Annotated in this window: 23 protein-coding genes and 1 tRNA gene; 16 read left to right on the forward strand and 8 right to left on the reverse strand. The window is 63.8% G+C overall.

Annotated features, from left to right (window positions below):
• The first annotated feature begins 94 nt into the window (after positions 1 to 94).
• Both QQJ96_RS20490 and QQJ96_RS20495 read left to right on the forward strand, forming a co-directional pair.
• Positions 95 to 1585, forward strand: a complete 1491-nt coding sequence (locus QQJ96_RS20490; protein WP_284333890.1) for a leucyl aminopeptidase — start codon at positions 95 to 97, stop codon at positions 1583 to 1585.
• A gap of 8 nt (positions 1586 to 1593) precedes the next feature.
• Positions 1594 to 2016 carry a DNA polymerase III subunit chi gene (locus QQJ96_RS20495; RefSeq protein WP_284333891.1) on the forward strand — a complete coding sequence of 141 codons (423 nt, stop codon included), beginning with the start codon at positions 1594 to 1596 and terminating at the stop codon, positions 2014 to 2016.
• 62 nt (positions 2017 to 2078) lie between these two features.
• Here QQJ96_RS20495 and QQJ96_RS20500 read toward each other — a convergent pair whose 3' ends face one another.
• Positions 2079 to 5678 (reverse strand): hybrid sensor histidine kinase/response regulator, encoded by a 3600-nt coding sequence (locus QQJ96_RS20500; protein WP_284333892.1) that lies wholly within the window; start codon positions 5676 to 5678, stop codon positions 2079 to 2081.
• A 179-nt stretch (positions 5679 to 5857) separates the two neighbouring features.
• Between QQJ96_RS20500 and QQJ96_RS20505 the strand changes: the two genes are divergently transcribed.
• The 3 genes from QQJ96_RS20505 to QQJ96_RS20515 are packed head-to-tail and all read left to right on the forward strand — an operon-like array spanning position 5858 to position 7598.
• Complete coding sequence (locus tag QQJ96_RS20505) at positions 5858 to 6475, forward strand: YceI family protein (RefSeq protein ID WP_284333893.1); 618 nt, start codon at positions 5858 to 5860, stop codon at positions 6473 to 6475.
• Positions 6472 to 7047 carry a cytochrome b gene (locus QQJ96_RS20510; protein ID WP_284333894.1) on the forward strand — a complete coding sequence of 192 codons (576 nt, stop codon included), beginning with the start codon at positions 6472 to 6474 and terminating at the stop codon, positions 7045 to 7047. Before QQJ96_RS20505 ends, QQJ96_RS20510 begins: the two co-directional genes overlap by 4 nt.
• Positions 7044 to 7598, forward strand: coding sequence for a YceI family protein (locus QQJ96_RS20515; protein ID WP_284333895.1), 555 nt, complete (start codon positions 7044 to 7046; stop codon positions 7596 to 7598). Before QQJ96_RS20510 ends, QQJ96_RS20515 begins: the two co-directional genes overlap by 4 nt.
• A 65-nt stretch (positions 7599 to 7663) precedes the next feature.
• Here QQJ96_RS20515 and QQJ96_RS20520 read toward each other — a convergent pair whose 3' ends face one another.
• Positions 7664 to 7903, reverse strand: coding sequence for a glutaredoxin family protein (locus QQJ96_RS20520; protein ID WP_284333896.1), 240 nt, complete (start codon positions 7901 to 7903; stop codon positions 7664 to 7666).
• A gap of 75 nt (positions 7904 to 7978) precedes the next feature.
• Here QQJ96_RS20520 and QQJ96_RS20525 point away from each other — a divergent pair, with 75 nt between their 5' ends.
• Positions 7979 to 9361: an L-serine ammonia-lyase gene (locus tag QQJ96_RS20525; RefSeq protein ID WP_284333897.1), complete on the forward strand. Its 1383-nt coding sequence runs from the start codon at positions 7979 to 7981 to the stop codon at positions 9359 to 9361.
• A 117-nt stretch (positions 9362 to 9478) separates the two neighbouring features.
• Here the strand turns inward: QQJ96_RS20525 and QQJ96_RS20530 are convergent, their stop codons facing one another.
• The 5 genes from QQJ96_RS20530 to QQJ96_RS20550 all read right to left on the reverse strand — a co-directional run bounded on the left by QQJ96_RS20530 (position 9479) and on the right by QQJ96_RS20550 (position 13241).
• On the reverse strand, positions 9479 to 10765 hold the full coding sequence (locus tag QQJ96_RS20530; RefSeq protein WP_284333898.1) for a sensor histidine kinase: 1287 nt from the start codon (positions 10763 to 10765) through the stop codon (positions 9479 to 9481).
• Positions 10749 to 11435 (reverse strand): response regulator transcription factor, encoded by a 687-nt coding sequence (locus tag QQJ96_RS20535; RefSeq protein WP_115494911.1) that lies wholly within the window; start codon positions 11433 to 11435, stop codon positions 10749 to 10751. The genes QQJ96_RS20530 and QQJ96_RS20535 overlap by 17 nt, the downstream gene beginning before the upstream one ends.
• Before the next feature lie 335 nt (positions 11436 to 11770).
• The gene (gene rimK, locus QQJ96_RS20540) at positions 11771 to 12664 is read right to left on the reverse strand and encodes a 30S ribosomal protein S6--L-glutamate ligase (protein ID WP_284333899.1); all 894 of its coding nucleotides are present in this window, start codon (positions 12662 to 12664) and stop codon (positions 11771 to 11773) included.
• Positions 12661 to 13113: an ATP-dependent zinc protease family protein gene (locus tag QQJ96_RS20545; RefSeq protein ID WP_284333900.1), complete on the reverse strand. Its 453-nt coding sequence runs from the start codon at positions 13111 to 13113 to the stop codon at positions 12661 to 12663. The genes rimK and QQJ96_RS20545 overlap by 4 nt, the downstream gene beginning before the upstream one ends.
• Positions 13114 to 13167: 54 nt before the next feature.
• A tRNA-Gly gene (locus QQJ96_RS20550) sits at positions 13168 to 13241 on the reverse strand.
• A gap of 193 nt (positions 13242 to 13434) precedes the next feature.
• Here QQJ96_RS20550 and QQJ96_RS20555 point away from each other — a divergent pair.
• The 6 genes from QQJ96_RS20555 to QQJ96_RS20580 all read left to right on the forward strand — a co-directional run bounded on the left by QQJ96_RS20555 (position 13435) and on the right by QQJ96_RS20580 (position 20787).
• A complete protein-coding gene (locus tag QQJ96_RS20555) occupies positions 13435 to 15525 on the forward strand; it encodes a DUF6600 domain-containing protein (protein ID WP_284333901.1) in 2091 nt (696 codons plus the stop codon).
• An 89-nt stretch (positions 15526 to 15614) separates the two neighbouring features.
• Complete coding sequence (gene thiS, locus QQJ96_RS20560) at positions 15615 to 15815, forward strand: sulfur carrier protein ThiS (protein ID WP_284333902.1); 201 nt, start codon at positions 15615 to 15617, stop codon at positions 15813 to 15815.
• Between the two features lie 23 nt (positions 15816 to 15838).
• Positions 15839 to 16639 (forward strand): thiazole synthase, encoded by an 801-nt coding sequence (locus QQJ96_RS20565; RefSeq protein ID WP_284333903.1) that lies wholly within the window; start codon positions 15839 to 15841, stop codon positions 16637 to 16639.
• A gap of 11 nt (positions 16640 to 16650) precedes the next feature.
• A complete protein-coding gene (gene trmB / locus QQJ96_RS20570; protein WP_284333904.1) occupies positions 16651 to 17358 on the forward strand; it encodes a tRNA (guanosine(46)-N7)-methyltransferase TrmB in 708 nt (235 codons plus the stop codon).
• A gap of 269 nt (positions 17359 to 17627) precedes the next feature.
• A complete protein-coding gene (locus QQJ96_RS20575; protein WP_284334042.1) occupies positions 17628 to 19445 on the forward strand; it encodes an SLC13 family permease in 1818 nt (605 codons plus the stop codon).
• 58 nt (positions 19446 to 19503) lie between these two features.
• On the forward strand, positions 19504 to 20787 hold the full coding sequence (locus QQJ96_RS20580; RefSeq protein WP_284333905.1) for a nucleotide sugar dehydrogenase: 1284 nt from the start codon (positions 19504 to 19506) through the stop codon (positions 20785 to 20787).
• Between the two features lie 20 nt (positions 20788 to 20807).
• Here the strand turns inward: QQJ96_RS20580 and QQJ96_RS20585 are convergent, their stop codons facing one another.
• Positions 20808 to 21152 carry a Rieske (2Fe-2S) protein gene (locus tag QQJ96_RS20585; RefSeq protein ID WP_284333906.1) on the reverse strand — a complete coding sequence of 115 codons (345 nt, stop codon included), beginning with the start codon at positions 21150 to 21152 and terminating at the stop codon, positions 20808 to 20810.
• A gap of 76 nt (positions 21153 to 21228) precedes the next feature.
• Here QQJ96_RS20585 and QQJ96_RS20590 point away from each other — a divergent pair, with 76 nt between their 5' ends.
• From QQJ96_RS20590 to QQJ96_RS20605, 4 genes are all read left to right on the forward strand, one after another.
• Positions 21229 to 21504 carry a hypothetical protein gene (locus QQJ96_RS20590; protein ID WP_284333907.1) on the forward strand — a complete coding sequence of 92 codons (276 nt, stop codon included), beginning with the start codon at positions 21229 to 21231 and terminating at the stop codon, positions 21502 to 21504.
• Positions 21505 to 21574: 70 nt separating this feature from the next.
• Positions 21575 to 22435, forward strand: coding sequence for a methylated-DNA--[protein]-cysteine S-methyltransferase (locus QQJ96_RS20595; protein ID WP_284333908.1), 861 nt, complete (start codon positions 21575 to 21577; stop codon positions 22433 to 22435).
• Between the two features lie 103 nt (positions 22436 to 22538).
• Complete coding sequence (yedA, locus tag QQJ96_RS20600; protein WP_284334043.1) at positions 22539 to 23423, forward strand: drug/metabolite exporter YedA; 885 nt, start codon at positions 22539 to 22541, stop codon at positions 23421 to 23423.
• Between the two features lie 98 nt (positions 23424 to 23521).
• On the forward strand, positions 23522 to 24910 hold the full coding sequence (locus QQJ96_RS20605) for a short-chain fatty acid transporter (protein WP_284334044.1): 1389 nt from the start codon (positions 23522 to 23524) through the stop codon (positions 24908 to 24910).
• Positions 24911 to 25001 lie beyond the last annotated feature (91 nt).

Consider the following 25001-nt stretch of genomic DNA (forward strand, 5'->3'; position numbering starts at 1 on the left):
ATAGAATTATGGGTTCCGTGCCTCGCCTGTCCTGGGAGGCAAACCCGTAGTCTAGCCGGTTCGGTGCGTGCCGGTCTCCTCGCAGGAAATGACGATGACGCTTCAATTCAGCCTCGCCTCCACCGCCCCCGAAACCGCCGACACCCCGTGCCTGGTGGTCGGCGTCTATGAAAACGGACTGCTGACCAGCGCCGCGGCACGGGTGGACAGTGCCGCCGGAGGGGTGATCAAGCGCCAGGTGGAAAGCGGCGACATCACCGGCAAGGCCGGCAGCACCACCGTGCTGTTCGCGCCGGAAGGGGTTCAGGCCAAGCGCGTGCTGGTGGTCGGCCTGGGCGGGCAAAAGGGCTTCGATGCCGCACGCTTCCAGAAAGTGAGCCAGGAATCGGCGCGCGCGCTCACCCGCCTGCCGATCGACAGCGCCGTTTGCTTCCTGACCGAAGCCGACGTGCCCGGGCGCGACGCCGTGTGGCGCGTGCGTACCGCCGCATTGGCCGCCGATTACTCCGCCTATCGCTACACCGCCACCTTCAAGCCGCGCGAGAAGAGCGGCCAGCCAGAACTGCGCAGTCTCGCCTTCGGTGCCGACGCGCAAGCCCAGGCCGGCATCGACCAGGCCACGGCGATCGCCGAGGGCGTGCGCTTTGCGCGCGAACTGGCGAACCTGCCGCCGAACATCTGCAACCCGGCCTACATCGCCGAGCAGGCAACGAAGTTCGCCGAGGCCCATGCAGAACGCCATGTGAGCTGCAAGGTGCTCGATCACGAGGAAATGGAGCGGCTCGGCTTCGGCTCCCTGCTGGCCGTCGGCCGCGGCTCCGCCAACAAACCCAAGCTGATCGTGCTCGAATACAACGGCGGCGCGGACGAAAAACCTTACGCCATGGTGGGTAAAGGCATCACCTTCGACACGGGCGGCATCAGCCTGAAGCCCGGCCCGGGCATGGAAGAAATGAAGTTCGACATGGGTGGCGCGGCGGGCGTGCTCGGCGCGTTCGTCTCCGCCGTGAAGCTCGGCCTCAAGCTCAATCTGGTCTGCGTGGTGCCGGCGGTGGAAAACATGCCCGACGGCGACAGCTATCGCCCCAGCGACGTGCTCACCAGCCTGTCCGGACTCACCATCGAAGTGCTCAACACGGATGCCGAGGGTCGCCTGATCCTGTGCGATGCGCTGACCTACACGGCGCAAGCGTTCCAGCCAAAGGTGCTGATCGATGCCGCCACGCTGACCGGTGCCTGCGTGATCGCGCTGGGCAAGTACGCCAGCGGCCTGATGAGCAAGCACGACGACCTGGCCGAGGAATTGCTGAGCGCCGGCGAAATCTCGCTTGATCGCGCCTGGCGCCTGCCGCTGTGGGACGACTACCAGGTCCAGCTCGAATCCGGTTTCGCCGATGTGGCCAACATCGGCGGCAAGAACGCCGGCGCCATCACGGCAGGCTGCTTCCTCTCGCGCTTCACCGAGGGGCAGCGTTGGGCGCATCTGGATATCGCGGGTACCGCATGGGATGAAGGCCGCAAAGGGCTCGCCACCGGCCGGCCAGTACCGCTGCTGGCGCAATGGCTGATCGACAGGGCTGGCTGATCGCCTCCATGCCTCGCGCCGACTTCTACCTCATCGCCAAGCCGCGCTTCAGCGAGCGCCCGCTTCTGCTGGTATGCGAGCTGGCACGCAAGGCATTTGTCACGCAGCAACCCACGCTCATTCTCACTCGCGATTTCGAGCAGGCCGAAGAGCTGGACGAGCTACTGTGGTCGTTCGACGAAGACGCCTACATCCCGCACCAACTTGCCGGCGATGATGACGACGCAGACACCGCCGTACTGATCGCGCCGCCTGGTGTCGACGCGCCTGCGCGCCCGCTGATCATCAATCTGCGCGAACAATGCCCGCCTAGCCACGGCGACCGCGTGCTGGAAGTAGTGGCGGCGGATCCGGCCGCACGCGAGGGATCGCGCCTACGCTGGCGCGAATATCAGCGACTGGGTTTCGAAGTGAACAAGCACGACATGTAATTGCTCGTCCCATTCATGCATGACCACCATGCCCGCGATAGAGGGGCATGGCGGCGCGCAAGCTACACCAGATTCATTTTCTTAGGCGCCGCGGCCCGCGCCGTCATGGCTTCCTGCATGGCCGCCGCCGTTTGCGCGCCGATCACCGGCTTGTGCAAAAAAGCGTCGATGCCGACCTGCCTTCCGTGTGCCATTTCCTCCTCATCACCGCGTGTAGTGATGGCAACGATCGGCACGTGTCCGCCGACGACCTCGCCATGACGAATCAGCTGCGCCACCTGGAATCCATCGATGCCGGGCAGATCCAATTCGAGCAGCATCACATCGCACGGCTCCAGCGCCAATTCCGCCAGGGCATTGAGGCCGTGGTTCGCATGACGCACGCGGTGGCCCAGCTGTTGGAGCATGTCGCGAACAGCATGCGCGGCCGTGACATCGCCATCCACCAGCAATACGTTCAACGCGCATGGGCGGCCGGCGCGGCCGATCTCGTCCTGAGCCGTTTCCTGTGCGACTTGCAAGGGCAGACGCACATGGAAAGTACTGCCCTTGCCGAGCATCGATTCCAACGTCATGTGACCGCCCATCAGGCCGACCAGTTCGTTGCAGATCGCCAGCCCCAGGCCACTGCCGATGCTGCGTTGCGGACCGTCGTCCTGCTCGAAACGCCGGAACAGGCGCACCCGACTGGTTTCGGAAATGCCGGGGCCGGTATCGCTCACGTCCAGCGACATGGAACCATCCGTCCAGCCGACATCGATGCGTATGCCACCGCGCTCGGTGAATTTCACGGCGTTGCTGACCAGGTTGAACAGTACTTGGCGAATGCGCAGCCCATCGCCTACCAACAAGGCCGGCACCTCTTCGCTGACGTGCAGCTCAAGTACCAGACCCTTGGCCTGCGCCGCGCCCTTTTGCAGGCGCACGGCATCCTGCAGCATCGGCCTCAGTTCAAACGGCGCCGGATCCAGCACCAGCTTGCCGGCTTCGATGCGCGCCAGGTCCAAAGCATCGTTCAGCAGCTTCAGCAACAGATTGCTCGAGCGTTGCATGGATTCGGCGTATTCGCGCTGCGAATCGTTCAAGGGCGTGGCCAGCAATAGCTCGGACATGCCCATCATGCCTGTCATCGGCGTACGGATTTCGTGGCTCAGCGTGGCCAGGAAGCGGCTCTTCGCCGCGCTGGCCTGTTCGGCAATCTGGTGCCGCTGCTCGGCGAACTGGATGCGGCGGCGATGCGCCAGCCGGCGGCGCCAGGCGAGCAGCACGAGAAAGCCCAAGGCCACGCTGACGATCACGTAAAGCAGCCACGCCCACCAGCGCAGCCAAGGCGGCGCCTGCACGACAATGTGCAATGGCGCGACCAACTGCACCCACCGGCCCTCCGAGCTGCGCGCCATGACATCCAGCGTGTAGTCGCCGCTGCCCAGACCCGTGAATTCGCGCTCGCCATGGTTGTCGCGGTCCACCCAGTCGCTATCGAAACCGTTGAGACGGAACCGGTACTGATTGGCAGAAGGATTGATGTAGGAGAACAACCGGGCCTGGATGTGCAATTGGCTATCGCGCCAGCTGACACGGATGGGTTGCGGCGTCAGCGCCAGGTTGCGCGTCACGCCTTTGCGCTGCACGGTAATTTGCGTCACCGACAACGCCGACGGCATTGGCGGCGGATCCACCTTGTCCGGATCGAACCCGACCACGCCACCGTTGGTGGCGGCATACAGGTAACCGCTGGGCAGCAGCGCATAGCCGCGATCGAACTCGCCGTTGGCCAGGCCGTTCTGCAGGCCGACCTGATAGAAACTGCTTCGCGCGGGATCGTAGCGCCACAAGCCTTCGATGCTGAATATCCAGATCCGACCCAGGCAATCGACATCCAGGTCCACGGCGCGCAACGATGGCCAGCCATGCTCGGCATCCACCGTGCGATCCAGCGCGAGACGTCGGCCATCGAAGTGATAGTGCGAAAGGCCATCCTCGGTTGCCACCCAGATGCCGGTACGATCGAAGTCGAAGGCATCGATGGCCTTGCCGGAGGGAATGCCAGGCACCATCACGAATCGGTCGCTGCCGCGATCGAACCACATCAGGCCGCCGTCGCTGGCATACCAGAACGTGCCCTTGTAGAGCGTCATCTGACTGCCCCACATCACCTTCTCGTTCGGCTTGTCCATCGCCACCGGCGACACCGCCAGCGTGTCCGGATCGATGCGGAAAATGCCGTGGCCGAAAGTACGCGCATACATCTGGCCGTCAGGACCGGGCTCGACCTCCAGCGGGCGATCCAGCACGCGGTGCTGTGGGTCGACCTGGTCGAGCCGGCCACGCACGTAGTCGTACCGATACAACGACCCTTGCGGAATGATCCACAGGCGTTGGCGGAAATCTTCGGTCATGCCGAGCACGCGCTCGCTCAATCCGTCCAGGACATGCTCGACCTTGCCCGTCACCGGATCCAGCCGATCGATGCGGCCGTCGCGCTCACCCACCCATACGTGCCGACCATCGCGTCCGCGCGCCATGCTGGTGGCCACCGAATCGCGCAGGCTGGTGGGGTCGTCGGGAATATGCGTGTAGCGGCTGAAGCGGTTCCATCCCGGCGCGAGATAGGCCACGCCGCCATCGAACGTGGTTACCCACAGCCCACCTTCGCGATCCACCAAGGTCTGCCACACCCAGGTACCAGGCAGATTGCCATGCAGCAGCGGCTGGTTGACCAGTTGGACGACCGGCGCATCCGGGCTCATCTGCAGGTACATGCCGCGCTGCGTGCCGACCCATAGATGGCCGGCCGCATCCCGAGTGCTGGTCATCACATTGGTCTGGTGCGGAATGCTCGGCGCACCGAACAAGCGCGCCACATCGTCGGGCCCCACCTCCAATAGCCCCTGCCCCGTTGCAATGCGCACTTCGTCGCCATTGCCATCGATACGCCAGGCGTCCAGCGACTGATTCGGATCGGCGGATTTGATGCGCACGAAGCTGCCATCCAGATCGCGGCGAAAAGTCCCACGATCGCAGCTGACCCACAGGCGCCCCTTGGGGTCGGTATACAGCGCGTAGACGATGCCGAAATCGCTCGGGTACAGGCCGATCAGTGGATTGATCACATGCTCGAAGCCCTGGCCGTCCGGCCGCATGCGATCCAGACCTTCGCCGGTACCGACCCAGATCGAACCGTCTGGCGTTTGCGCAATCACCCATACATGATCGTGCGCCAGGCTCTGCGGATTGGCGGGATCATGCCCCCAATGGGTGAACTTGCCCGTGGCCGGGTCGTAACGGTTCAGGCCTGGTCCCAGACCGCCAGCCCAGAGGATGCCCTGGCGGTCGACGAACAGCGCCGAGATCTCGTTTCCATAAAGGGAGTCGGGATCGTTTTCAATGTGGCGGAAGACATGAAAGTGCAATCCGTCGAAACGGGCGATGCCGCCCTTGGTACCGAACCACATGGCGCCATCGTGATCCTGGGCCACGGCATACACGACACTGCTGGGCAGCCCGTCCTGCACGCCGTACCGCCGGAACTGGGGCGTGGGCAACGGGGCGGCCTCGGACGCATGGGCCACCGCCGTCGGTGCCGGTGCGTTCGCCGCGGATGTCGCCGACACAGTGCCGCCGGGTGCAACAGCACCCAGCAGAAAGGCCAGCCCCAACATGAAAACCGCCACTTAATGGGCCCCTCAGGTACGTCAAGCGGAGCCCACCCTGTTAATGCCCCGCAAGAGGCGATCATGCCAAATCCATCCGGCTCCCGCACGTGCTGTTCATGGCAGCGCAACAATCCGTTTCTGTCCACGCGCTGGCAGAACCACCAGGATTCCGCCAGACTTCCAGGATGAACCTACGCCGGGCCGCCAATCTGCTGCTGACGTCATGTTTTGGCTGTCTGCTCGTGCCATCCGCGCTCGCGGCTGCGAGCAGTTATCGCTACGACACGGTGCATAGCCAGATCGTCTTCAGCATCGACCACGATGGTTTCTCACGGCCGTTGGGACGGCTGCACATCACCCAGGGTTCGCTACGTTTCGATCCCGAGGACTGGTCCAAATCCAGCACGGAACTGGATATCGACATGCGTGGCCTGGACATGGGGGACGCTGCCTGGAACGATGCTGCATGCAAAGCCTCGCTGCTCGACTGCAAAAAGTACCCGACCGCGCATTTCGTCAGCACCGCGGTGGAACGCAAGGACGATACCCATGGTGAGCTGCATGGCACGCTCACCATGCACGGCGTCAGTCAGCCGATCGATATCCCGTTCCGCGTCAATCGCCTCGGCAAGACGATCTACGGCATGCACACGGTAGCCGGCTTTTCCGCCACGGCCACGCTCGACCGCACGGCGTTCGGTATCCGTGGCTTCCCCAATGCGGTGGGTCACAACGTGGCGATCTGGCTGGAACTTGAAGGCATTCGCGACAGTTCCGGCAACGACGACAAGGAGCATCCATGAGTTTGCGCACCGACGGCCGCCGCTGGGGATCGGTCGCGAAGTTCTTTCACTGGATCGTGGCCTTGGGGATCCTAGGCAATGGCATATGGGGCCTGCTGATGACCGGCATGTCGCCCTCGATGAGCAAGATCAATATTTACGCCCTGCACAAGTCGATCGGCTTGACGATTCTGGCGTTGTTCGCGCTGCGCCTGGCCTGGCGCCTGTTTGACGGTGCGCCGCCGGACGAACCCATGCCACGCTGGCAGCGTATCGTCGCGCACGCCACGCATGCACTGCTGTATGGATTCATTCTTGCGATGCCGCTGAGCGGCTGGCTGTTCAATTCATTGCATGGCTATCCGTTGCAGTGGTTCAAATGGTTCAACCTGCCTGCGCTGGCAGCAAGGAACGACGATCTGTCGCACGTCGCCGGCGAAGTCCATGAATGGCTGTTCTATGTGTTGCTGCTCGTGCTGGTTGGGCATGTCGGCGGCGCCCTCAAGCATCATTTCTTCGACCAGGACAACGTATTGCGGCGCATGCTGCCGTTCGCACGCCTGGGCAAGGCAACCTCAGGAGAGTCTCCATGAAAATCCGCACCTACTCCCTTGCACTGCTGCTTGCATTGGCCGCGCCGTGCATCGCCAGCGGGGCCGATTACAAAGTGCAATCGGGCAGCACGCTGGGCTTCACCAGCAACTTCCAGGGCAGCAGCTTCGATGGCCGCTTCAACCAATGGACGGCCGCGATCAGCTATGACTCGGTCAAGCTCGCTTCATCCAAGTTCGACGTGACGGTCGATCTGGCCAGCGCCAAGACCGGTGACAACGACCGCGACAGCGCCCTGCCCGGACCGGATTTCTTCAACACCGCCAAGTACCCCCAGGCGCACTTCGTCACCACCGCCTTCCATCAACAAGGCAGTCAGGTGGTTGCCGACGGCATGCTTACGCTACGCGGAGTCACCAAGCCGGTCAGCTTGAACGTGGTATTCAAACCGCAAGGCAACGGCGCCACGCTGGATGTTACCGGCACGCTGAAGCGACTGGATTTCGGCGTAGGCGGCGGGCAGTACGCGGATACGTCGGTGATTGGGCCGGACGTGAAGGTCACAGCGCATCTGGTGCTCGGCGCAAAGTAGGCCGGGATGAGAATCCCGGCATTGCCATGTCCGCCGCTTCGCAGCGCTGGGATTCTCATCCCAGCCTACGCCCCAGCGGCAGTCAGCCAATGCGTTACCGTCGCCGCGTCGAACGGCCAATCCAGCTCACGCCCGTTGCGTACATCGCATAAAACCGGAACGCGGGTGCCGTAGCGCCCCTCCAGCTCTTTGCTGTCATCCACCCACACACTGTCGAAATCCGGCACGCGCGCCTCGGCCAGCACCGCCAGCGCGCGGTCGCACAGGTGACAGTAATCGCGTTGATAAAGCACGAAATCGGCCATACGTGCGAGTGCAGAATGCTCCGGCGGTGACGCCCGCGTAGAATAGCCGGTTCATCCCCGTCACCGCAGCGACCCATGGCTGTCAGCGCTTTCGATATCTTCAAGATCGGCATTGGCCCATCTTCCTCCCATACCGTGGGCCCCATGCGAGCGGCCGCCCGCTTTTCGGAACGCTGGCTGGAAGAAAAGGGCGTGCTGGATCGCGTAGCGCGCGTGCGCGCGGAGCTGTACGGATCACTGGCGATGACCGGCCGGGGACACGGGACCGACAAGGCCGTCATTCTCGGCTTCGAGGGCGAACATCCCGATACGGTCGATCCTGACCTGATTCCCGAGATCCTCAAGCGCGTGCGCACCACCCACCGCCTGCAGGTGCTGGGCAAGCACGAGGTCGAGTTCGACGAAAAGCGCGACCTGGTGTTCAACAAGCGCCAGAAATTGCCGTTTCACACCAACGGCATGCGCTTTACCGCCTACGATGCCGAAGGCCACGAGTTGGCCACGCGCGATTACTACTCCGTAGGCGGGGGCTTCGTGGTCAACCACGATGAGGCGGCGGAAGACCGTATCGTCGCCGACACCACCGAACAGCCCTATCCTTTCCACACCGGTGAGCAACTGCTGGCCTTGTGCGAGCAGCACGGCCTGAGCATCGCCCAGCTGATGATGGAAAACGAGAAGGTCTGGCGCACCGAAGCGGAAGTGCGCGCAGGCCTGCTGACCATCTGGAAGGCCATGCAAGGCTGCGTCGAGCGCGGCCTGCGCTCGCCCGGCACGCTCCCCGGCGGCCTCAAGGTGGCGCGCCGCGCGCCAGCCATGGCGGCCGAACTGCGCAACCAGCCCGAAGCCTCGCTCAAGGACCCGCTCACCATCCTCGACTGGGTGAACCTCTATGCGCTTGCTGTGAACGAGGAAAACGCCGCCGGCGGACGCGTTGTTACGGCCCCCACCAACGGCGCCGCAGGCATCGTGCCGGCCGTGCTGCATTACTACCATCGCTTCTGCCCCAAGTCCGACGAACACGGCGTAGTCGACTTCCTGCTCACCGCGGCGGCAGTCGGCATCCTCTACAAGGAGAACGCGTCGATTTCAGGTGCGGAAGTCGGCTGCCAGGGCGAAGTGGGCGTGGCTTGCTCGATGGCCGCCGGTGGCCTTACCGCGGCGCTGGGCGGCAGCATCCACCAGATCGAAAATGCTGCCGAGATCGGCATGGAACACAACCTCGGCCTCACCTGCGACCCGATCGGCGGCCTGGTGCAGATTCCCTGCATCGAGCGCAATGCCATGGGCGCAGTCAAGGCCATCAACGCCAGCCGCATGGCGCTGAAAAGCGACGGCAAGCACCGCGTATCGCTCGACAAGGTGATCAAGACCATGCGCGACACTGGGCTTGATATGAAGGACAAGTACAAGGAAACGTCGCGGGGCGGGTTGGCGGTCAACGTAATCGAGTGCTGAGGCGGGTTGGGGGGTGCCCCCAACTGCCCCCTTTTATCGTCGCATTGTTGTTGCATGTCGCAACCGTGCAGGATTCGTGCGAGAGCCAAACCGGGGCCGTTGGGGTACACCCCAACCTCAGCGCTCGAACACGATGCTGGCAATCGCCCCATTGGCATCCGTACGCGGCCTGATCGAAACATCCCAACCGTACAGTTCGCACAACCGTCGCACGATCGCCAGCCCCAAGCCGGCGCCACTGCCACCGGCACCTTCGCCACGCACGCCACGCTGAAACAGCCGTTCGGCATCCTCGGGCTTGATGCCGGGGCCGGTATCGATTACCTCGATGCGCCCTTTTTCCACCTGCACCGTCACCCGGCCTTCCAGCGTGTACTTGATCGCGTTGCCGATCAGGTTGGTAAGCGCCACGGACAAGACGGACGCCGGCGCATTGACGGTGACCGGATCGCTCTGGGTCAGCTCCACTTCGATCGGCTTGTCGCGAATCTGGGGGCGCTGGCTTTCAATCACGTCGGCAGCGACCTTGGCCACATCGGTGATTTCGCCACGCGTCGGTCCGCGGCGCTCGGCGCGAGACAGCAGCAAGAGCGCCTCGATCAGTTCCGTGGCCTGGCGCGATGCGCGCTCGATGCGCTTAAGGCGTTCGCGCAGTTTGTCGGTGAGATCCGGCGAACCTTGCAACAGCTCGGTAGTGCTGGAAATCACCGCCAATGGCGTGCGCAATTCGTGGCTGACGTCAGAATTGAATTCGCGGTCACGCTCGACCATCGCCGTGAGGCGCGTGGAGTATTCGTCCAGGGCCAGGGCGAGTTCACCCACTTCATCGTCGGCAAAATAAGGCGCCAGCGGCTCGGCGCGCCCCGTCTTGCGGAAATCACGCAAACGCCGCGCCAGCTCGGTGACGGGCTTCAGCACCTTGCGCGACAGCCACATGCCGATCGCCAGCGACAGCAAGCTGAACAGGATGACCGATGCGACCAGCGATGCGACGAGTTGACGCTTGCCCAGATCCTCGCGGCTGATGTCGTAACTGATGAAGCCGATCAGGCTGTACTTGCGCGAAACGGCCAGCTTGTAATGCCGGGGACGGCCGTCCTTGTCCACGTCGTGCATGTCGTACACGCCGGACGCGAGGTTTTGCCAGCCCAGCGGCGCCCGGTAGATGGTGCGGTCGCTAAACATCCAGGCATCGATCAGCCGCGAGCCGACCGGCTTGCTGGGGTCCGCGTGAGTAGACTCCACCGCCTGGTTGACGTCGCTTTGCAGGCTGGCATTGACGAGCTGATTCTCGACCTTGGCACGCACGTACAACGACGCCATGGCAAACAGCGCGCTAAGTCCGAAACCGAACAGCGCGAAGGAAATCAGCAGGCGGAACCGCAGCTTACGCCTGGACTGCATCCGGATCGACCATGCGGTAACCGATGCCGTGCCTGGTATGGATCAGGGCTTTTTCGAACGGCTTGTCGATCGCCGCGCGCAGGCCGTGGATATGCACCCGCAGGCTGTCGCTATCGGGCAGCTCCTCGCCCCATACCTTCTGCTCCAGATCCTGGCGGGTGACCACCGAGGGGCTGGCTTCCATCAGCGCCTGCAGCAGCTTCAGCCCAATCGGATTGAGCTGGATGGACTTGCCGTCGCGGGTCACCGTGAGCGTATCCAGGTTGTAGGTCAGGTCGGCCACCTTCAGTACCCTGCTTTGCGGGCCCTTGCCGCGGCGCGCCAGCACTTCCAGGCGTGCGGCCAGCTCCTGCAGGGCGAAGGGCTTGGTCATGTAGTCGTCGGCGCCCGATTCGAAGCCGGTGAGCTTTTGTTCGAGCGCGTCACGGGCGGTCAGCATCAGCACCGGGGTCTGCTTGTGGGCTTCGTGGCGCAGCTTGCGGGCCACGTCCAGCCCATCCATGCCTGGCAGGGTCAGGTCGAGCACGATAACGTCAAAGTCGTGCACCACCGCCAGATGCAGGCCGGTAACGCCATCTCCGGCGAAATCGACGACGTGGCCGCGATCTTCCAAGTAATCGCCAATGTTGGTCGCGATATCGCTGTTATCTTCAATCACTAGAACGCGCATGCGTCTCTCCGCTACGCAACCGGCGCGCAGGCCGGGGATGGGGCCAAGCTTAACGAGTGAATGGCGCAATTGTTAAGCGCCAGGCTGAACGTTGGCCTGCGAGGGGGGGCCGGAGCAAAGAAAAAGCCCGGATACGGCGACTGTGCGTCGCTGCATCCGGGCTGAAGCTACTGCCCCGATACCGTCGTCTGCTGTGGCACTTGCGATTTGAAGTGGCGAGCAAACAAACAGTGACGCCTTTATAGGGGCGGGGCGGTTACGCCGTAGTTAACCGGCACTCACGGCTTGGTTAATGGTGATACACGCCTTCACGTTGTCTCCGCCACTGAAGGCGGCTACGCGCGTTTCGACGCCTTCACGGCATGTCGCTCCAGATGACGAATGATGTGATCGGCCACATTCACGCCCGACGCCGCCTCGATGCCCTCAAGCCCCGGCGATGCGTTGACTTCCAGCACCAGCGGGCCGCGCTTGGAGCGCAACAGGTCGACCCCCGCAATACCCAACCCAAGGGCTTGGGCGGCATCCACCGAGATGCGCTTCTCGGCGGCGGTCAGCTTTGCCGCCACGGCGGTGCCGCCACGGTGCAGGTTGGCGCGGAATTCACCCGCCACCGCTTCACGCTGCATCGCCGCCACCACCTGGCCGCCCACCACGAAGCAGCGCAGATCGCTGCCCTTGGCCTCGGCGATGAACTCCTGCACCAGGAAGTTGGCGTACAGGCCGCGAAATGCCTCCACCACGCTCTGCGAGGCGCTGCGCTTTTCGGCCAGCACTACGCCGGTGCCCTGGCTGCCTTCGTTGAGTTTGATCACGTGCGGCGGATCGCCCAACATGTCCAGCACATCGGTGGTGTCGTCAGGGTTGTCCCCAAAGACCGTCACCGGCATGTCCAGACCTTTGGCGGAAAGGATCTGCAAGCAGCGCAACTTGTCGCGAGCACGCAGCACGGCGTCGGAGGAATTGGGCGTATACACCCCCATCATCTCAAGTTGGCGCAGCACTGCCGTGCCGTAGAACGTGCTCGATGTGCCGATGCGTGGAATAGCTGCGTCGATATCGTGCAAAGCCTTGCCCTTGTAGCGGATTTCGACCTCGCCCGGCGCAATGCGCACATAGCAGCGCAGCGGGTCGAGCACGCGCACCACATGCCCGCGCTCGCGTGCCACTTCGACCAGTCGCTGGGTGGAATACAAGCGCGCGTTGCGCGAGAGGATCGCGATTTTCATGGCTTGTGCACCATCGTGTGCGAGGGCTTGGGCAGGGTGTAGGACAGTGCGGGGTCGACCTTGAAGCGCCCGACCAGGGCGGTGCGACCCAACAGCATGGGAAACAGCATGTGCCGGCGATCCGTCAGATTTATGTCAACTTCGAAACGCTCGCCGGCCAGCATCACTTCGGTGCGGATGAACCAGCGTTCGCTACGTCCGCCGCCGGTGTCGACCACCACCCGCCGGTCGCACGCAGGTGCCTCGCATTGCACCTGCCGTACCGAGCGGCGTCCGAGACCCACCATGAAACGCAGCCAGGGGAGTCCGTCACGGGTGAAAGTTTCCAACTCGTCCACGTGCAAGGCGCTGCTGCGCGCGCCGGTGTCGAGCTTGACCTTGAGCGTGGTGATGCCGAGCTGCGGCAATGCCAATCGCTCCCGCCAACCGAGGGTGATCACGTCCGCCATGTCAGCTCACGCTGTCGGGTTTGGAAACTCTCGGAGGGGACCGAAAAGGGAGGATGGAGCGGGTGAAGGGAATCGAACCCTCGTCAGTAGCTTGGGAAGCTACAGCTCTACCATTGAGCTACACCCGCAACGCCGGGCGATGGTAACCGGCGAATGCGGCTTTGGGAATCCTTAGGGACGCAAAGACAGCGTGCAGTTAAACCGTCGGCAACGGCCATTCCTGCCCTAAGCCGGCGCTCATAATCCACGCGCAAGATTGTCTACACGGACAGGGATGATGGCGGGCGCGACCGTTTCGCGTGCAGCGGGCTGGAGTGACTTATGCGCAAGTTCAATGCTGTCGTGTCACAGGTGAGCGGGTGGCGCGCGTTCCTGGCCGTTCTGCTGCTGTTATGCAGCGGATTGGCGCTCGCCCAGTCCGACGACAACCAGGGCGGTGACGGCGGCGATCCGCCGGCCCGCGTGGCGAGGCTTTCCTATACTTCCGGCGACCTGGGCCTGATGCCGGCGGGCGGCACCGAATGGGCTGCCGCCGACATGAACCGGCCGTTGACCAATGGCGACAAGCTGTCCAGCGGACCCGACGCCCGCGCCGAACTGGAACTGGGCGGCGCCGCGTTGCGCATCAGCAACCAGACCGACATCGGGGTACTCAACCTCAGCGACCAGATCGGCCAGTTCGAGTTGACGCAGGGCACCGTGAACATCACGGTGCGCAACATCGACCAGGGCGCGAGCTACGAAATCGATACGCCAACCCTTGCGCTGGTGATCAATCAGCCTGGCACGTTCCGGGTCGACGTCGGCGCCAATGGCAACGGCACCACGGTCACCGTGTCCGACGGGGGCGGAATCGTCTACGGCGAAAACAACGCCCAGCGCGAAGTGTTCAGCGGACGCAGCTACCAGTTTGGCGATTCCTCGTTGAACGACATGACGGTAAGCGACATCGAGGGCCGCGATGAATTCGACGCCTGGTGCAACGATCGCGACGCGCAATACTCCAATACCGCCAGTACGCAATACGTATCGCCAGACGTGGTCGGCTCGCAGGACCTGAACCAGTACGGCGATTGGCAGCAGGAGGAGGATTACGGTGCCGTGTGGTACCCCACCACCGTGGTCGCCGGCTGGGCGCCCTATCGCCTTGGCCACTGGGTCTGGGTCGGCCCCTGGGGCTGGACCTGGGTGGATGCGATGCCGTGGGGCTTCGCCCCCTACCACTACGGCCGCTGGGTCTATCTGCACGAACGCTGGGGATGGGTACCGTGCCCGCCACGCGTACGGCCGGTGTACGCGCCAGCGCTGGTTGCCTTCGTCGGTATCGGTACAGGCGGTCCGGTGGGCTGGTTCCCGCTCGGCCCGCATGAGGTGTACAACCCGTGGTATCGCGCCTCGCGCAATTACTACACCAACGTCAACGTCACCAACATCCAGATCACGCGTAACGTCAACCAGGTGACGGTGATCAACAACATCCATAACCAGTACGACCTGTATCGCGCAGGCCGGCCGATCACCGGCGTGAACTATGTCAACCGCGACGCGCCGCATGCCTTTACCGCGGTTCCCGCGCAGGCCTTCGCCAGCGCGCGGAACGTGCAAGCCAACCAAGTCCGCGTGGACCCGCAGCAGCTCGCGCATGCTCCGGTGATGGCGGCAGCACCAATGCAACGCCCCTCTTCGGCCAGCTTTGGCCAGCCGCGTGGCGCGAACACACGCCCGTTGCCAGCGGCCGGGTTCAATCGGCCGGTAGTGGCGGTGCGGGCGCCGGCTCCGGCCATGGCGGCAGGCGCCGCATTCCACGCTACCCCGCCCTCCAATGTGCATGTACTGAACGTGCAACCGCAGAACGCGCCCAGGGTGGTTTCGGGACAAGGCTTCCCGCACTATGGCACGCCACCTCAGCCACAAGCTCCGCCGCGGCCGGCCGCACCGGCCTTGCCGCAGGTGCCGCATTTCGCGCCGGCGCAGCAGGTGCAACAGGCTCCGCATTACCTGCCAGAGCAGCCTGAGGTACGACAGGCCCCACGATCACAGGAGCCAGTGGTGCAGCAGGCGCCGCGCTACGAACCACAACAGCCAGCGATGCAGCAGGCGCCGCGCTACACGCCACCGCAGCCATCCGTGCAGCAACAGCAAGAGCGCGAGCGGCAGGCAGCCCTCGAGCAGGAACAGCAACGCTTCGAAGCGGCGCAACGTGCGCATCAATACGTGCCGGAACAGCAAGCACCACGCCAGTACGCGCCGGCGCCGCGCGAAATGCAGCCCCAGCCGTATCGCTACCAGCCACCGGTACAGTACGCGCCGCGCCCGGAGATGGCTCGGCCGGCCGAGCAGCAACCACGTCCGCAGAGTGCGCCGCATCCGCAGCATGCGCCCCCACCCAGGAACGACAACCAACAGCACTGAATGCCTACACCGAGTGCGCCAGCGACTGCCACACGGCGCACTTGGCTACCTGGCGGGATAAAGCACAGGCCCGGCGCTACAATAGGCCGATGCAGATCACCCTCAACGGCCACCCGCACGACTGCGGCGATAACCTCACCCTCACCCAACTGCTGCACGAGGCCGGCTATGCCGGCCGGCGCGTAGCCGTGGAGGTGAATCAAGAGATCGTACCGCGCAGCCAGCATGGCGCTTACGCGCTGCGCCAAGGCGACCAGGTGGAAATCGTCCACGCCATCGGCGGCGGCTGAGCGCGCGCGCCCAAATCCCAAGCATGAATATCAAGACTCAAGATACCGCCGATACCCTGGTCATTGCCGGCAAGAGCTACCGCTCGCGACTGCTCACTGGCACCGGCAAATACAAGGATCTGGACGAAACCCGCAGCGCCACCCTGGCCGCCGGCGCGGAAATCGTCACCGCCGCCATCCGCCGCGTGAACCTGGGCCAGGATCCCAACGCCCCCAACCTGCTCGATGCGTTACCCCCGGGCGAGTTCACCCTGCTGCCCAATACCGCCGGCTGCTACAACGCAGTAGATGCAGTGCGCACCTGCCGTCTGGCCCGCGAACTGCTGGATGGCCACCAACTGGTGAAACTGGAAGTGCTGGGCGACGAGCGCACGCTGTTTCCCGACGTGGTGGAAACCCTCAAGGCCGCCGAACAGCTGGTCGCCGACGGTTTCGAGGTGATGGTCTATACCAGTGACGACCCGATTCTGGCCAAGAAGCTGGAGCAGATCGGCTGTGTGGCGGTGATGCCGCTGGCCGCACCGATCGGCTCGGGACTGGGTATCCAGAACAAGTACAACCTGCTGGAAATCATCGAGAACGCGAAAGTGCCGATCATCGTCGATGCTGGCGTGGGTACCGCTTCGGATGCCGCCATCGCCATGGAACTGGGCTGCGATGGCGTGCTGATGAATACCGCCATCGCTGGGGCCAAGGATCCGGTACTGATGGCGCACGCCATGAAGCTGGCCATCGAGGCCGGCCGCGCGGCCTTCCGCGCCGGGCGGATTCCGCGCAAGCGCTTTGCGTCGGCGTCAAGTCCGATCGATGGGACCATAGGCTGACTCCGCCCAGCATGACTGACGACCACGACGCACCTTCCCACCTTCGACGGATCCGCAGTTTCGTCTTGCGCGAAGGCCGCATGACGCCCGCCCAGCAGCGCGCGTTCGAAATGCACTGGGCGCGCTTCGGCATCGATTACAGTGGCAAGCCGCAGAACTTCGACACTCATTTCGGCCGCCAAGCGCCACGCGTGCTGGAAATTGGCTTCGGCAACGGCGAGGCCCTGGCCTGGGCGAGCGAGCACGACCTGGGGCGCGACTATCTGGGCGTGGAAGTACATGGCCCGGGTGTGGGCCGGCTGATGAATGCCCTGGCCGCGCGGGACGCCGGCAATGTGCGCCTGTACAAGCACGATGCGGTGGAAGTGCTGGAAAATGAGATCCCTCCCGCCGCGTTGGCCGAGGTCCGCATCTGGTTTCCCGACCCTTGGCACAAGAAGCGCCACAACAAGCGCCGTATCGTGCAGCCCGATTTTGTCGCCCTGCTCGCTACGCGCGTGGCGCCCGGCGGACTGCTGCATCTGGCTACTGATTGGGAACCTTACGCGCAGCACATGCTGGAAGTGATGGAAGCGGCGCCGGCCTGGCGCAATGAGGTGGGACCGGGCCAGTTTGCCGAGAAGCCGGCATGGCGTATCGAGACCCACTTCGAGCGGCGTGGCTTGAAGCTTGGCCACGGGGTTTGGGATCTGCTCTATCGCTGCACCCCTCGCGCGTAGGCTGGATGGCAATCCCAGCATTGCCATGCATGCAACGGCGCGATGCTGGGATTGCCATCCCAGCCTACGATGTTGTCCCAGCTGGAACGGAAAAGGCGTGATTGGGGTGCCATAGTGCGGCAACGGTTCACCAGCAAGCCCGCACGCACGCTTATACTTCCTCGCTAAACAGGGATGAGTCATCGCGTGAAGCCACTGCCGCCCCACCGCATCCAGCCTTGCCAGCCCATCCGGGTCAGTCGACAGTGGCGCTGACCCTTACCCCCGAAATGATCCTGGTCCTGGGGCTGGTGTGCTTCACCATGGTCATGCTGGTGCTGGAGTGGGTCCGCGCCGACATGGTGGCGCTGCTGGTGGTGGTGGTGATCGGCCTGACCGGCCTGATTCCCTCGGAAAAGGTCTTCCAGGGTTTCGCCGGCAACGCCGTGATCGCCATCATCGCAATCATGATCATGGGCGCCGGACTGGACCGTGCCGGCGTGCTCGGCCTGACTGCACAGTTCGTGATGCGCATGGCGCGGGGCAAGGAATCCCGGCTCGGCCTGGTGATCAACTCCGTCACTAGCCTGTTCAGCGCGGTGATTCCCAGCCAGGCGCTGGCCGCGCTGATGATTCCCGTCACCAGCCGCCTGTCCGCACGCACCGGCGTGCCGATCTCGCGCCTGCTGCTGCCAATGGCGTTCTGCATTCTTACCGCCACCAACACCACGCTGATCGCGAACTCGCCGCTGATCGTGCTCAATGACCTGATCGCCAGCGCCAACGCGAACCTGCCGCCTGGAGCGCAGACGGTGCCGAAGTTCGGGCTGTTCAGCGTGACGCCGGTGGGCCTGGCGCTGGCGGTGGCTGGCGTGCTGTTCTTTTACCTCTACACCAGCAAGCTGCTGCCGGAGCGTGAGGACGAGCGCCAGAAGGTGACGCCCGGCCGTACCGAAAGCTATTTCGCCGAGACCTACGGCATCGTCGGCGAAACCGCGGAACTCACCGTCACGGCCGAAAGCCCGCTGGTCGGCATGAGCATCGGCGAGGTGGAGCAACTGCATGGCGCGCCGCTGATCCTGGCGATCAAGAGTGGCAACGAAGCGCGCATGGCGCCACCGGCCGATCAGGTGATCTGGGTAGGCTCGGTGCTCGGCGTGCTCGGGCCGCGCGAGGAACTGAATCGCTTCGCCAATAACCAGCTGTGCCGCGTGTCGCCACGCATGCGCCAGTTGGGCGAGCTGTTCAATCCCACACGCGCGGGCATTTCCGAGGCGGTGATTCCACCCAGCTCGCGTTTCCTCAAGCAATCGGTCGGTGAATTGCGTTTGCGCAAGCGCTACGGCATTTCGGTGTTGGCGGTGACGCGCGGCGACCAGGTCTATCGCGACGACTTGCGCTCCGTGAGTTTGCGCACCGGCGATACGCTGGTGCTGCATTCCAGTTGGAAAGCCCTGCAGGACGCTTCCGAAGACAAGGACCTGGTGGTCGTCACCGACATTCCCCGCGAAGAGCAGCGCCCCAACAAGATCTGGCAGGCAGTGGGCTTTTTCCTGCTGGCGAAGGGCCTGGCGCTGTTCACCAACCTCGACCTGTCCATCGCGATGATGACCGGCGCCATCGGCATGCTGCTGTCCGGGGTGTTGAACATGGACGAGGCCTACAAGGCGGTGAACTGGAAAACCATCTTCGTCACCGCGTGCCTGATTCCGCTGGGCTGGTCGATGGATTCCACCGGCACGGCCGCGTGGCTGGCGCAGGAAGTGCTGCTGCACCTGGGCCATGCTTCGCCGTGGATCCTGCAGCTTTCGCTGGCGATCCTTACCCTGCTGTTCTCGCAAGTGATGTCGAACGTAGGCGCCACGGTGATGATGGTGCCGGTGGCGATCAGCGTGGCGGTGGCTACGGGTGGCAATCCTTCCGCCTACGCGCTGATCGTGGCGGTGTCTTCGTCCAACACCTTCCTGCTGAGTTCCGGCCACCCCGCCCTGATGATGGTCACCGGCCCCGGCGACTACAGCAGCCGGGACTTCCTGCGCGCGGGCGTGCCGCTGACGTTTATCGTGCTGGCAATCACGCTGGTAGCGATCAATCTTATGTACCGTTGATAGGATGCACCTGGGCTGTACCATCAGCCCGTCCTTCCAGCGGCTCAATCAAACACCCGTGACCACCTACCCCCACGACCCTCGCCTCGCCGTGATCGGACTCGGTTATGTCGGCCTGCCGCTTGCCGTGGCATTCGGACGGCTCCTCGACACGCTGGGCTACGACATCGATACCGCGCGCGTGGACGCCTTGCGGCGAGGCGCGGACGGCAACCAGGAAGCCTCGCCGGAAGAACTTGCCGCGGCGACGAAACTGCATTTCACCACCGAGGTGGAGGCACTGCGCGATCGCAACGTATTCGTCATCACCGTGCCTACGCCGGTGGACGAGCACAAGCGTCCCGATTTCACGCCGCTGATTCGCGCCAGCCAGATGGTTGGCAGCGTGCTCAAGCGCGGCGACGTAGTGATCTACGAATCCACCGTTTATCCGGGTGCGACCGAAGAAATCTGCGTACCGGAACTGGAACGCGCCTCCGATCTGCGCTTCAACGTCGATTTCAGCGTGGGCTACAGCCCCGAGCGCATCAACCCTGGCGACAAGCTGCGCCGTCTCACCACGATTCCGAAGATCACCTCAGGCTCCACCCCGGAGGCGGCGGATTTCGTCGATGCGCTGTACGCACGCATCATCACCGCCGGCACGCACAAGGCGCCAAGCCTGAAGGTGGCCGAAGCTGCCAAGGTGATCGAGAACACCCAGCGCGATGCCAACATCGCCCTGATCAACGAGTTCGCGCTGATCTTCCATCGCTTAGGGATAGACACACAGGACGTGCTCGACGCTGCACGCACGAAATGGAACTTCCTGCCCTTCCAACCCGGACTGGTCGGCGGCCACTGCATCGGCGTTGATCCGTACTACCTCATCCAAAAAGCCCAGTCGACCGGCTATTACCCGGATATCCTGCTGGCCTGCCGCCGCATCAACGATGCGATGGGCCAGCATGTGGCCGCCGAAGTGATCAAGCTGATGGTCCGCCAGGGGCACGCGATCCGCGGCAGCCGCGTACTGGTGCTGGGCCTCACCTTCAAGGAAAACTGCCCGGACCTGCGCAATACGCGCGTGGTCGAGCTGGTGCGGGAACTGGAAAGCTTCGGCGCCGCCGTCGACGTGCACGATCCATGGGCGGACGCCGAGGAAGCACGCCAGCACTACGATTTGAACTTGTTGTCAGAGGTGGATGCGAAGGGGAGCTACGCCGCCGTAGTGCTCGCGGTGGCGCACCAGCAGTTCAAGGCGGGTGGCGCGTATGACGTGCGGGCGCTGACTATGCCCAATGGCGTGGTCTATGACATCAAGGGCGTGCTGCCAAAAGAGCAGGTTGACGCGCGCTTGTAGGTTGGGATGGCCATCCCAGCCTACTCGTCCAGCAGCACCTCGCCCTGCTCCACCCGCACCGGCACCGTCCGCAGGCTTTCGCCCCGACATGGGCCGCTCACGCACTCCCCCGTATCCACGCCAAAGCAGGCCCCATGCGCTGCGCACACCAGCATGCCTTTGGAAAGCAGGAACTTGCCCGGTGCCCAATCCAGCCGACGGCCGGCGTGGGGGCAGATGTTCAGCCAGGCACTCACGTGATCACCGCGACGTAGCAGAATCACGCTTTCTTCGCCGTCCGGCAGCATCACGTCCAGCGCCACGGCCTCGCCATCGGGCATCTCGCGGAGCAGGCAGAGGCGGCGGGGCGGGGTGACTGTTTCCATGGGCACTTGCCTTATGGGCCGTATGGCCTCATCGTTACACGCGTAAGTCCTTGATTTTACCATACGGATTTTTAACATGCGCGTCGTTCTCCCGCTCCTGCACCGCCGCCGCCACCCGCTCGCCCAGGCCTTGTCCGTGGTGCTGGGCCTGATTGTGGTCGGCGTGCTGATGGTGTTCGGGTTGGTCGTCGCCGGCGTGCTGGCCGTCGGCGGCGCGTTGTGGCTGGTATGGCGACAGTGGAAGCGCAGCCGCGTTGCGGTGCCAGGCGCGGCCCGGCATGCGCATCAGCCGGAAGTGCTTGAGGGCGAGTACGTGGTGATCCATAACTCGCGCCCCGTAACCCACCACTGAGCAAAATCCGGATAGCGCCACTGGGGTGGCGCACCTAAGCTGACGGCAACGTTCCTTTCCGGATACTGCCATGCGTAATTCCCTCGCCACCCTTGAAGCTCCGCTGGAACACGTGCGCGCGCTGATCGAGCGTGCGACGGAGGCTCCGACTCTCACGGCGCTGGCCGATGCCGCCAAGCTCAGCCCCAGCCATCTGCAACGGGCGTTTCGCCGCCGTTACGGCATGAGCCCGGCCGAATACCACCGGGCGCGTCGCTTCGGCCAGTTCAAAACGGCCCTGCGCAAAGGCTCGGCGGTGACCGATGCGGTGTATGACGCCGGTTTCGGTTCCGGCAGCCGTGTGTACGAACACACCAATCGTCTACTCGGCATGACACCGGCCAGCTACCGCGCCGGCGGTGCCGGCGCCCATATTCGCTACACCACCACCAACACGCCGCTGGGACAGTTGCTAGTTGCCGCGACGGCCAAGGGCATCTGCGCCGTCACGCTGGGTGCAAGCGAGCAGGAACTGGAGCAGCGGCTGAAGGATGAATTCCCGCAAGCGGTCCGCGAGCGCGTCGATAACGGACGTGAGGAATGGCTCGACGCCGTCATCGACCGCATTGCCTGCGAACTGGGCTGGAGCAATCGGGAAGCGCCGGAGATGCCGCCACTCGATGTCGCCGCCACCGCATTTCAATGGCGCGTGTGGGAGGCGCTCACACGCATTCCCGCCGGCACCACCAAGAGCTATGGCGAACTCGCCGCCGAGCTTGGCAAGCCGGGTGCGGCGCGCGCCATCGGCCAGGCTTGCGGCAGCAATCGCCTGGCCCTGATCGTGCCCTGCCATCGCATCGTGCGCGAGGATGGTTCGCTGGGCGGCTGGCGCTGGGGCGTGGAACGCAAGCGTATCCTGTTGGAGCAGGAAGGGCGGCGCCACGCTTCGTAGCCTGGCGCGCAAGCCCTAACCTACATGCCCGATAAGCAGGTATCGTTAGGCCTGCCCCCCCGCCAACACACCGATGAACGATTCCGCTAACCAGACGCTTGCCATGGCAGGCGACGAAAGCCGTGCCGGCAAGTGGGTGCCGCTGGCGATGTTCGCTTTGTACATCGTCTGGGGTTCCACCTATTTGGGCATCCGTATTGCGCTTGAGAGCTATCCGCCGTTTTTACTGGCCGGCTTGCGCTTTGCCATCGCAGGCGGCTTGCTGTTCGGCTATCTGCGCCTGCGCGGCGCCACCCTGCCAACCGCACGCCAGTGGCGGAATGCGGCATTCACCGGTGTACTGCTACTGGGTTTCGGCAACGGCCTGGTGTGCTACGCGGAACAAAGTGTGAGTTCGGGCATTTCGGCCGTAGTGGTCGCGAGCATGCCGTTGTTCGCGGCGATCTTCGCCGGCCTCTACAAGAATTGGCCGACCCGCCGCGAGACGATTGGACTGCTGATTGGTTTCCTCGGCGTGATCGTCTTGAATCTCGGCAATGCGCTATCCGGCTCGCATATCGGTGCGGCAGCCTTGCTGGTTGCGGCGATAGCGTGGGCTTTTGGTTCGGTATGGAGCAAACATCAGGACATGCCCGCGGGCATGATGAATACCGCCGCGCAAATGCTGTGCGGAAGCATCGCCTTGCTCGCCGCAGGATCCCTGGGTGGCGAGAAGCTGCCCGCCCATCCCACCCTGCATGCCACCTTGGCAGCGGCCTATCTGGTGGTGTTTGGATCGTTCATTGCATTCAGTGCTTACCTCTACGCGCTCAAGCATGCACGCCCGGCGTTCGCCACCAGCTATGCCTATGTCAATCCGCCGATTGCGGTGCTGTTCGGCGTCTTGCTGCTGGGGGAAAAGGTAGGCCCCTATGACCTGGCGGGCATGGCGGTGATCTTGCTCGGCGTGGTGGTCATTACCTTGGCCAAGCAGCGACGGACGCATTAAGAGACGCACAGCCTCTTGCCGCTACGCCAACGGCCGCATCACCATGGCGTCATCGCTAAGGGAGGCATGCACGTATGGGCAAGGCAACCGATGGCTGGATGGCCCAGGCCGCCTTGCGCAGCGCCGCCTGGGCGGAACGCTGGTTTCCCGATGCGTGGGTCTTCGCGGCACTGGGAGTAACTGTCGTTGCCATCGCGGTACTGAGCTTCGGTGCCACGCCAACCGCAGCGTTCAACTCATTCGGCGACGGTTTCTGGAGCCTGATTCCCTTCACCATGCAGATGGCCTTCGTGGTGATCGGTGGCTATGTGGTTGCCAGCGCTCCGGTCGTGGCGCGGTTCATTGATTTGCTGGCGCGCGTGCCGCGCACAGGCCGCAGCGCGATCTGCCTGGTGGGATTGATCAGCATGCTTGCCTCGCTGCTGTCATGGGGCTTTTCGCTGGTATTCGGCGGCCTGCTGGTGCGGGCGCTGGCACGACGCGAAGAGCTGCGCATGGACTATCGCGCAGCGGGTGCGGCGGCTTACCTGGGCCTCGGCGCGGTATGGGCGATGGGCCTTTCTTCCTCTGCAGCGCAATTGCAGGCCAATCCCAAAAGCATGCCGCCGGCACTGCTCAACATCACCGGCGTGCTGCCTTTCAGCCAGACGATTTTCCTGTGGCAGTCGGTCATTCTCACCGTCGCGCTCATTGCGGTGTCACTGGTGATCTGCTGGTTGACAGCACCTTCCAACGCGCAGGCGCGCACCGTGCAGGACTTCGGTGGTGTAGACATGTCCACGCCTGCCCTGCCAGCGCGCAGCCGCCCTGGCGAATGGCTGGAATACAGCCCGCTGCTGTCCATCCTGATCGGCGTACTCGGCCTGGGCTGGCTCGGTCATGAATTCACCAGCAAACCGGCCGTCAGCGCGATCGCCAACCTCAATACCTACAACCTCCTGTTTCTCACTGTCGGCCTGTTGCTGCACTGGCGCCCACGCAGTTTTCTCAACGCGGTGACGCGCGCCGTGCCTAGCACTGCCGGTGTGCTGATCCAGTTTCCGCTGTATGGCGGCATCGCCGCACTGCTGACGCATGCGGCAGGCGCAGACGGGCAAACGCTCGCCCATCGCTTATCCGGGCTGTTCGTGCACATCGCTACCACCCACAGCTTCCCGCTGGTCATGGGCGCGTACTCCGCCGTGCTCGGCTTCTTCGTACCCTCAGGCGGTGGCAAGTGGCTGATCGAAGCACCCTACGTGATGCAAGCTGCCAATGATCTGCATGTGCACCTGGGCTGGGCGGTGCAGGTCTACAACGCGGCCGAAGCGCTACCGAACCTGATCAATCCGTTCTGGATGCTGCCGCTGCTTGGCGTGCTCGGCCTGAAGGCTCGCGATGTCATCGGCTTCACCTTCATCCAGTTGGCAGTGCATGTCCCGCTGGTGCTGGGCTTGCTGTGGCTGCTTGGGTTTAGCTTGCCTTACGTGCCGCCGGTCCAGCCCTAGGCGCAGGCGCGCTGGGATGACAATCCCAGCATTGCCATGCACGCAGCGTCGCGATGCTGGGATTGTCATCCCAGCCTACACGCTTAGCGTG

Source organism: Dyella flagellata, assembly GCF_030160275.1.
GTDB lineage: Bacteria > Pseudomonadota > Gammaproteobacteria > Xanthomonadales > Rhodanobacteraceae > Dyella_B > Dyella_B flagellata.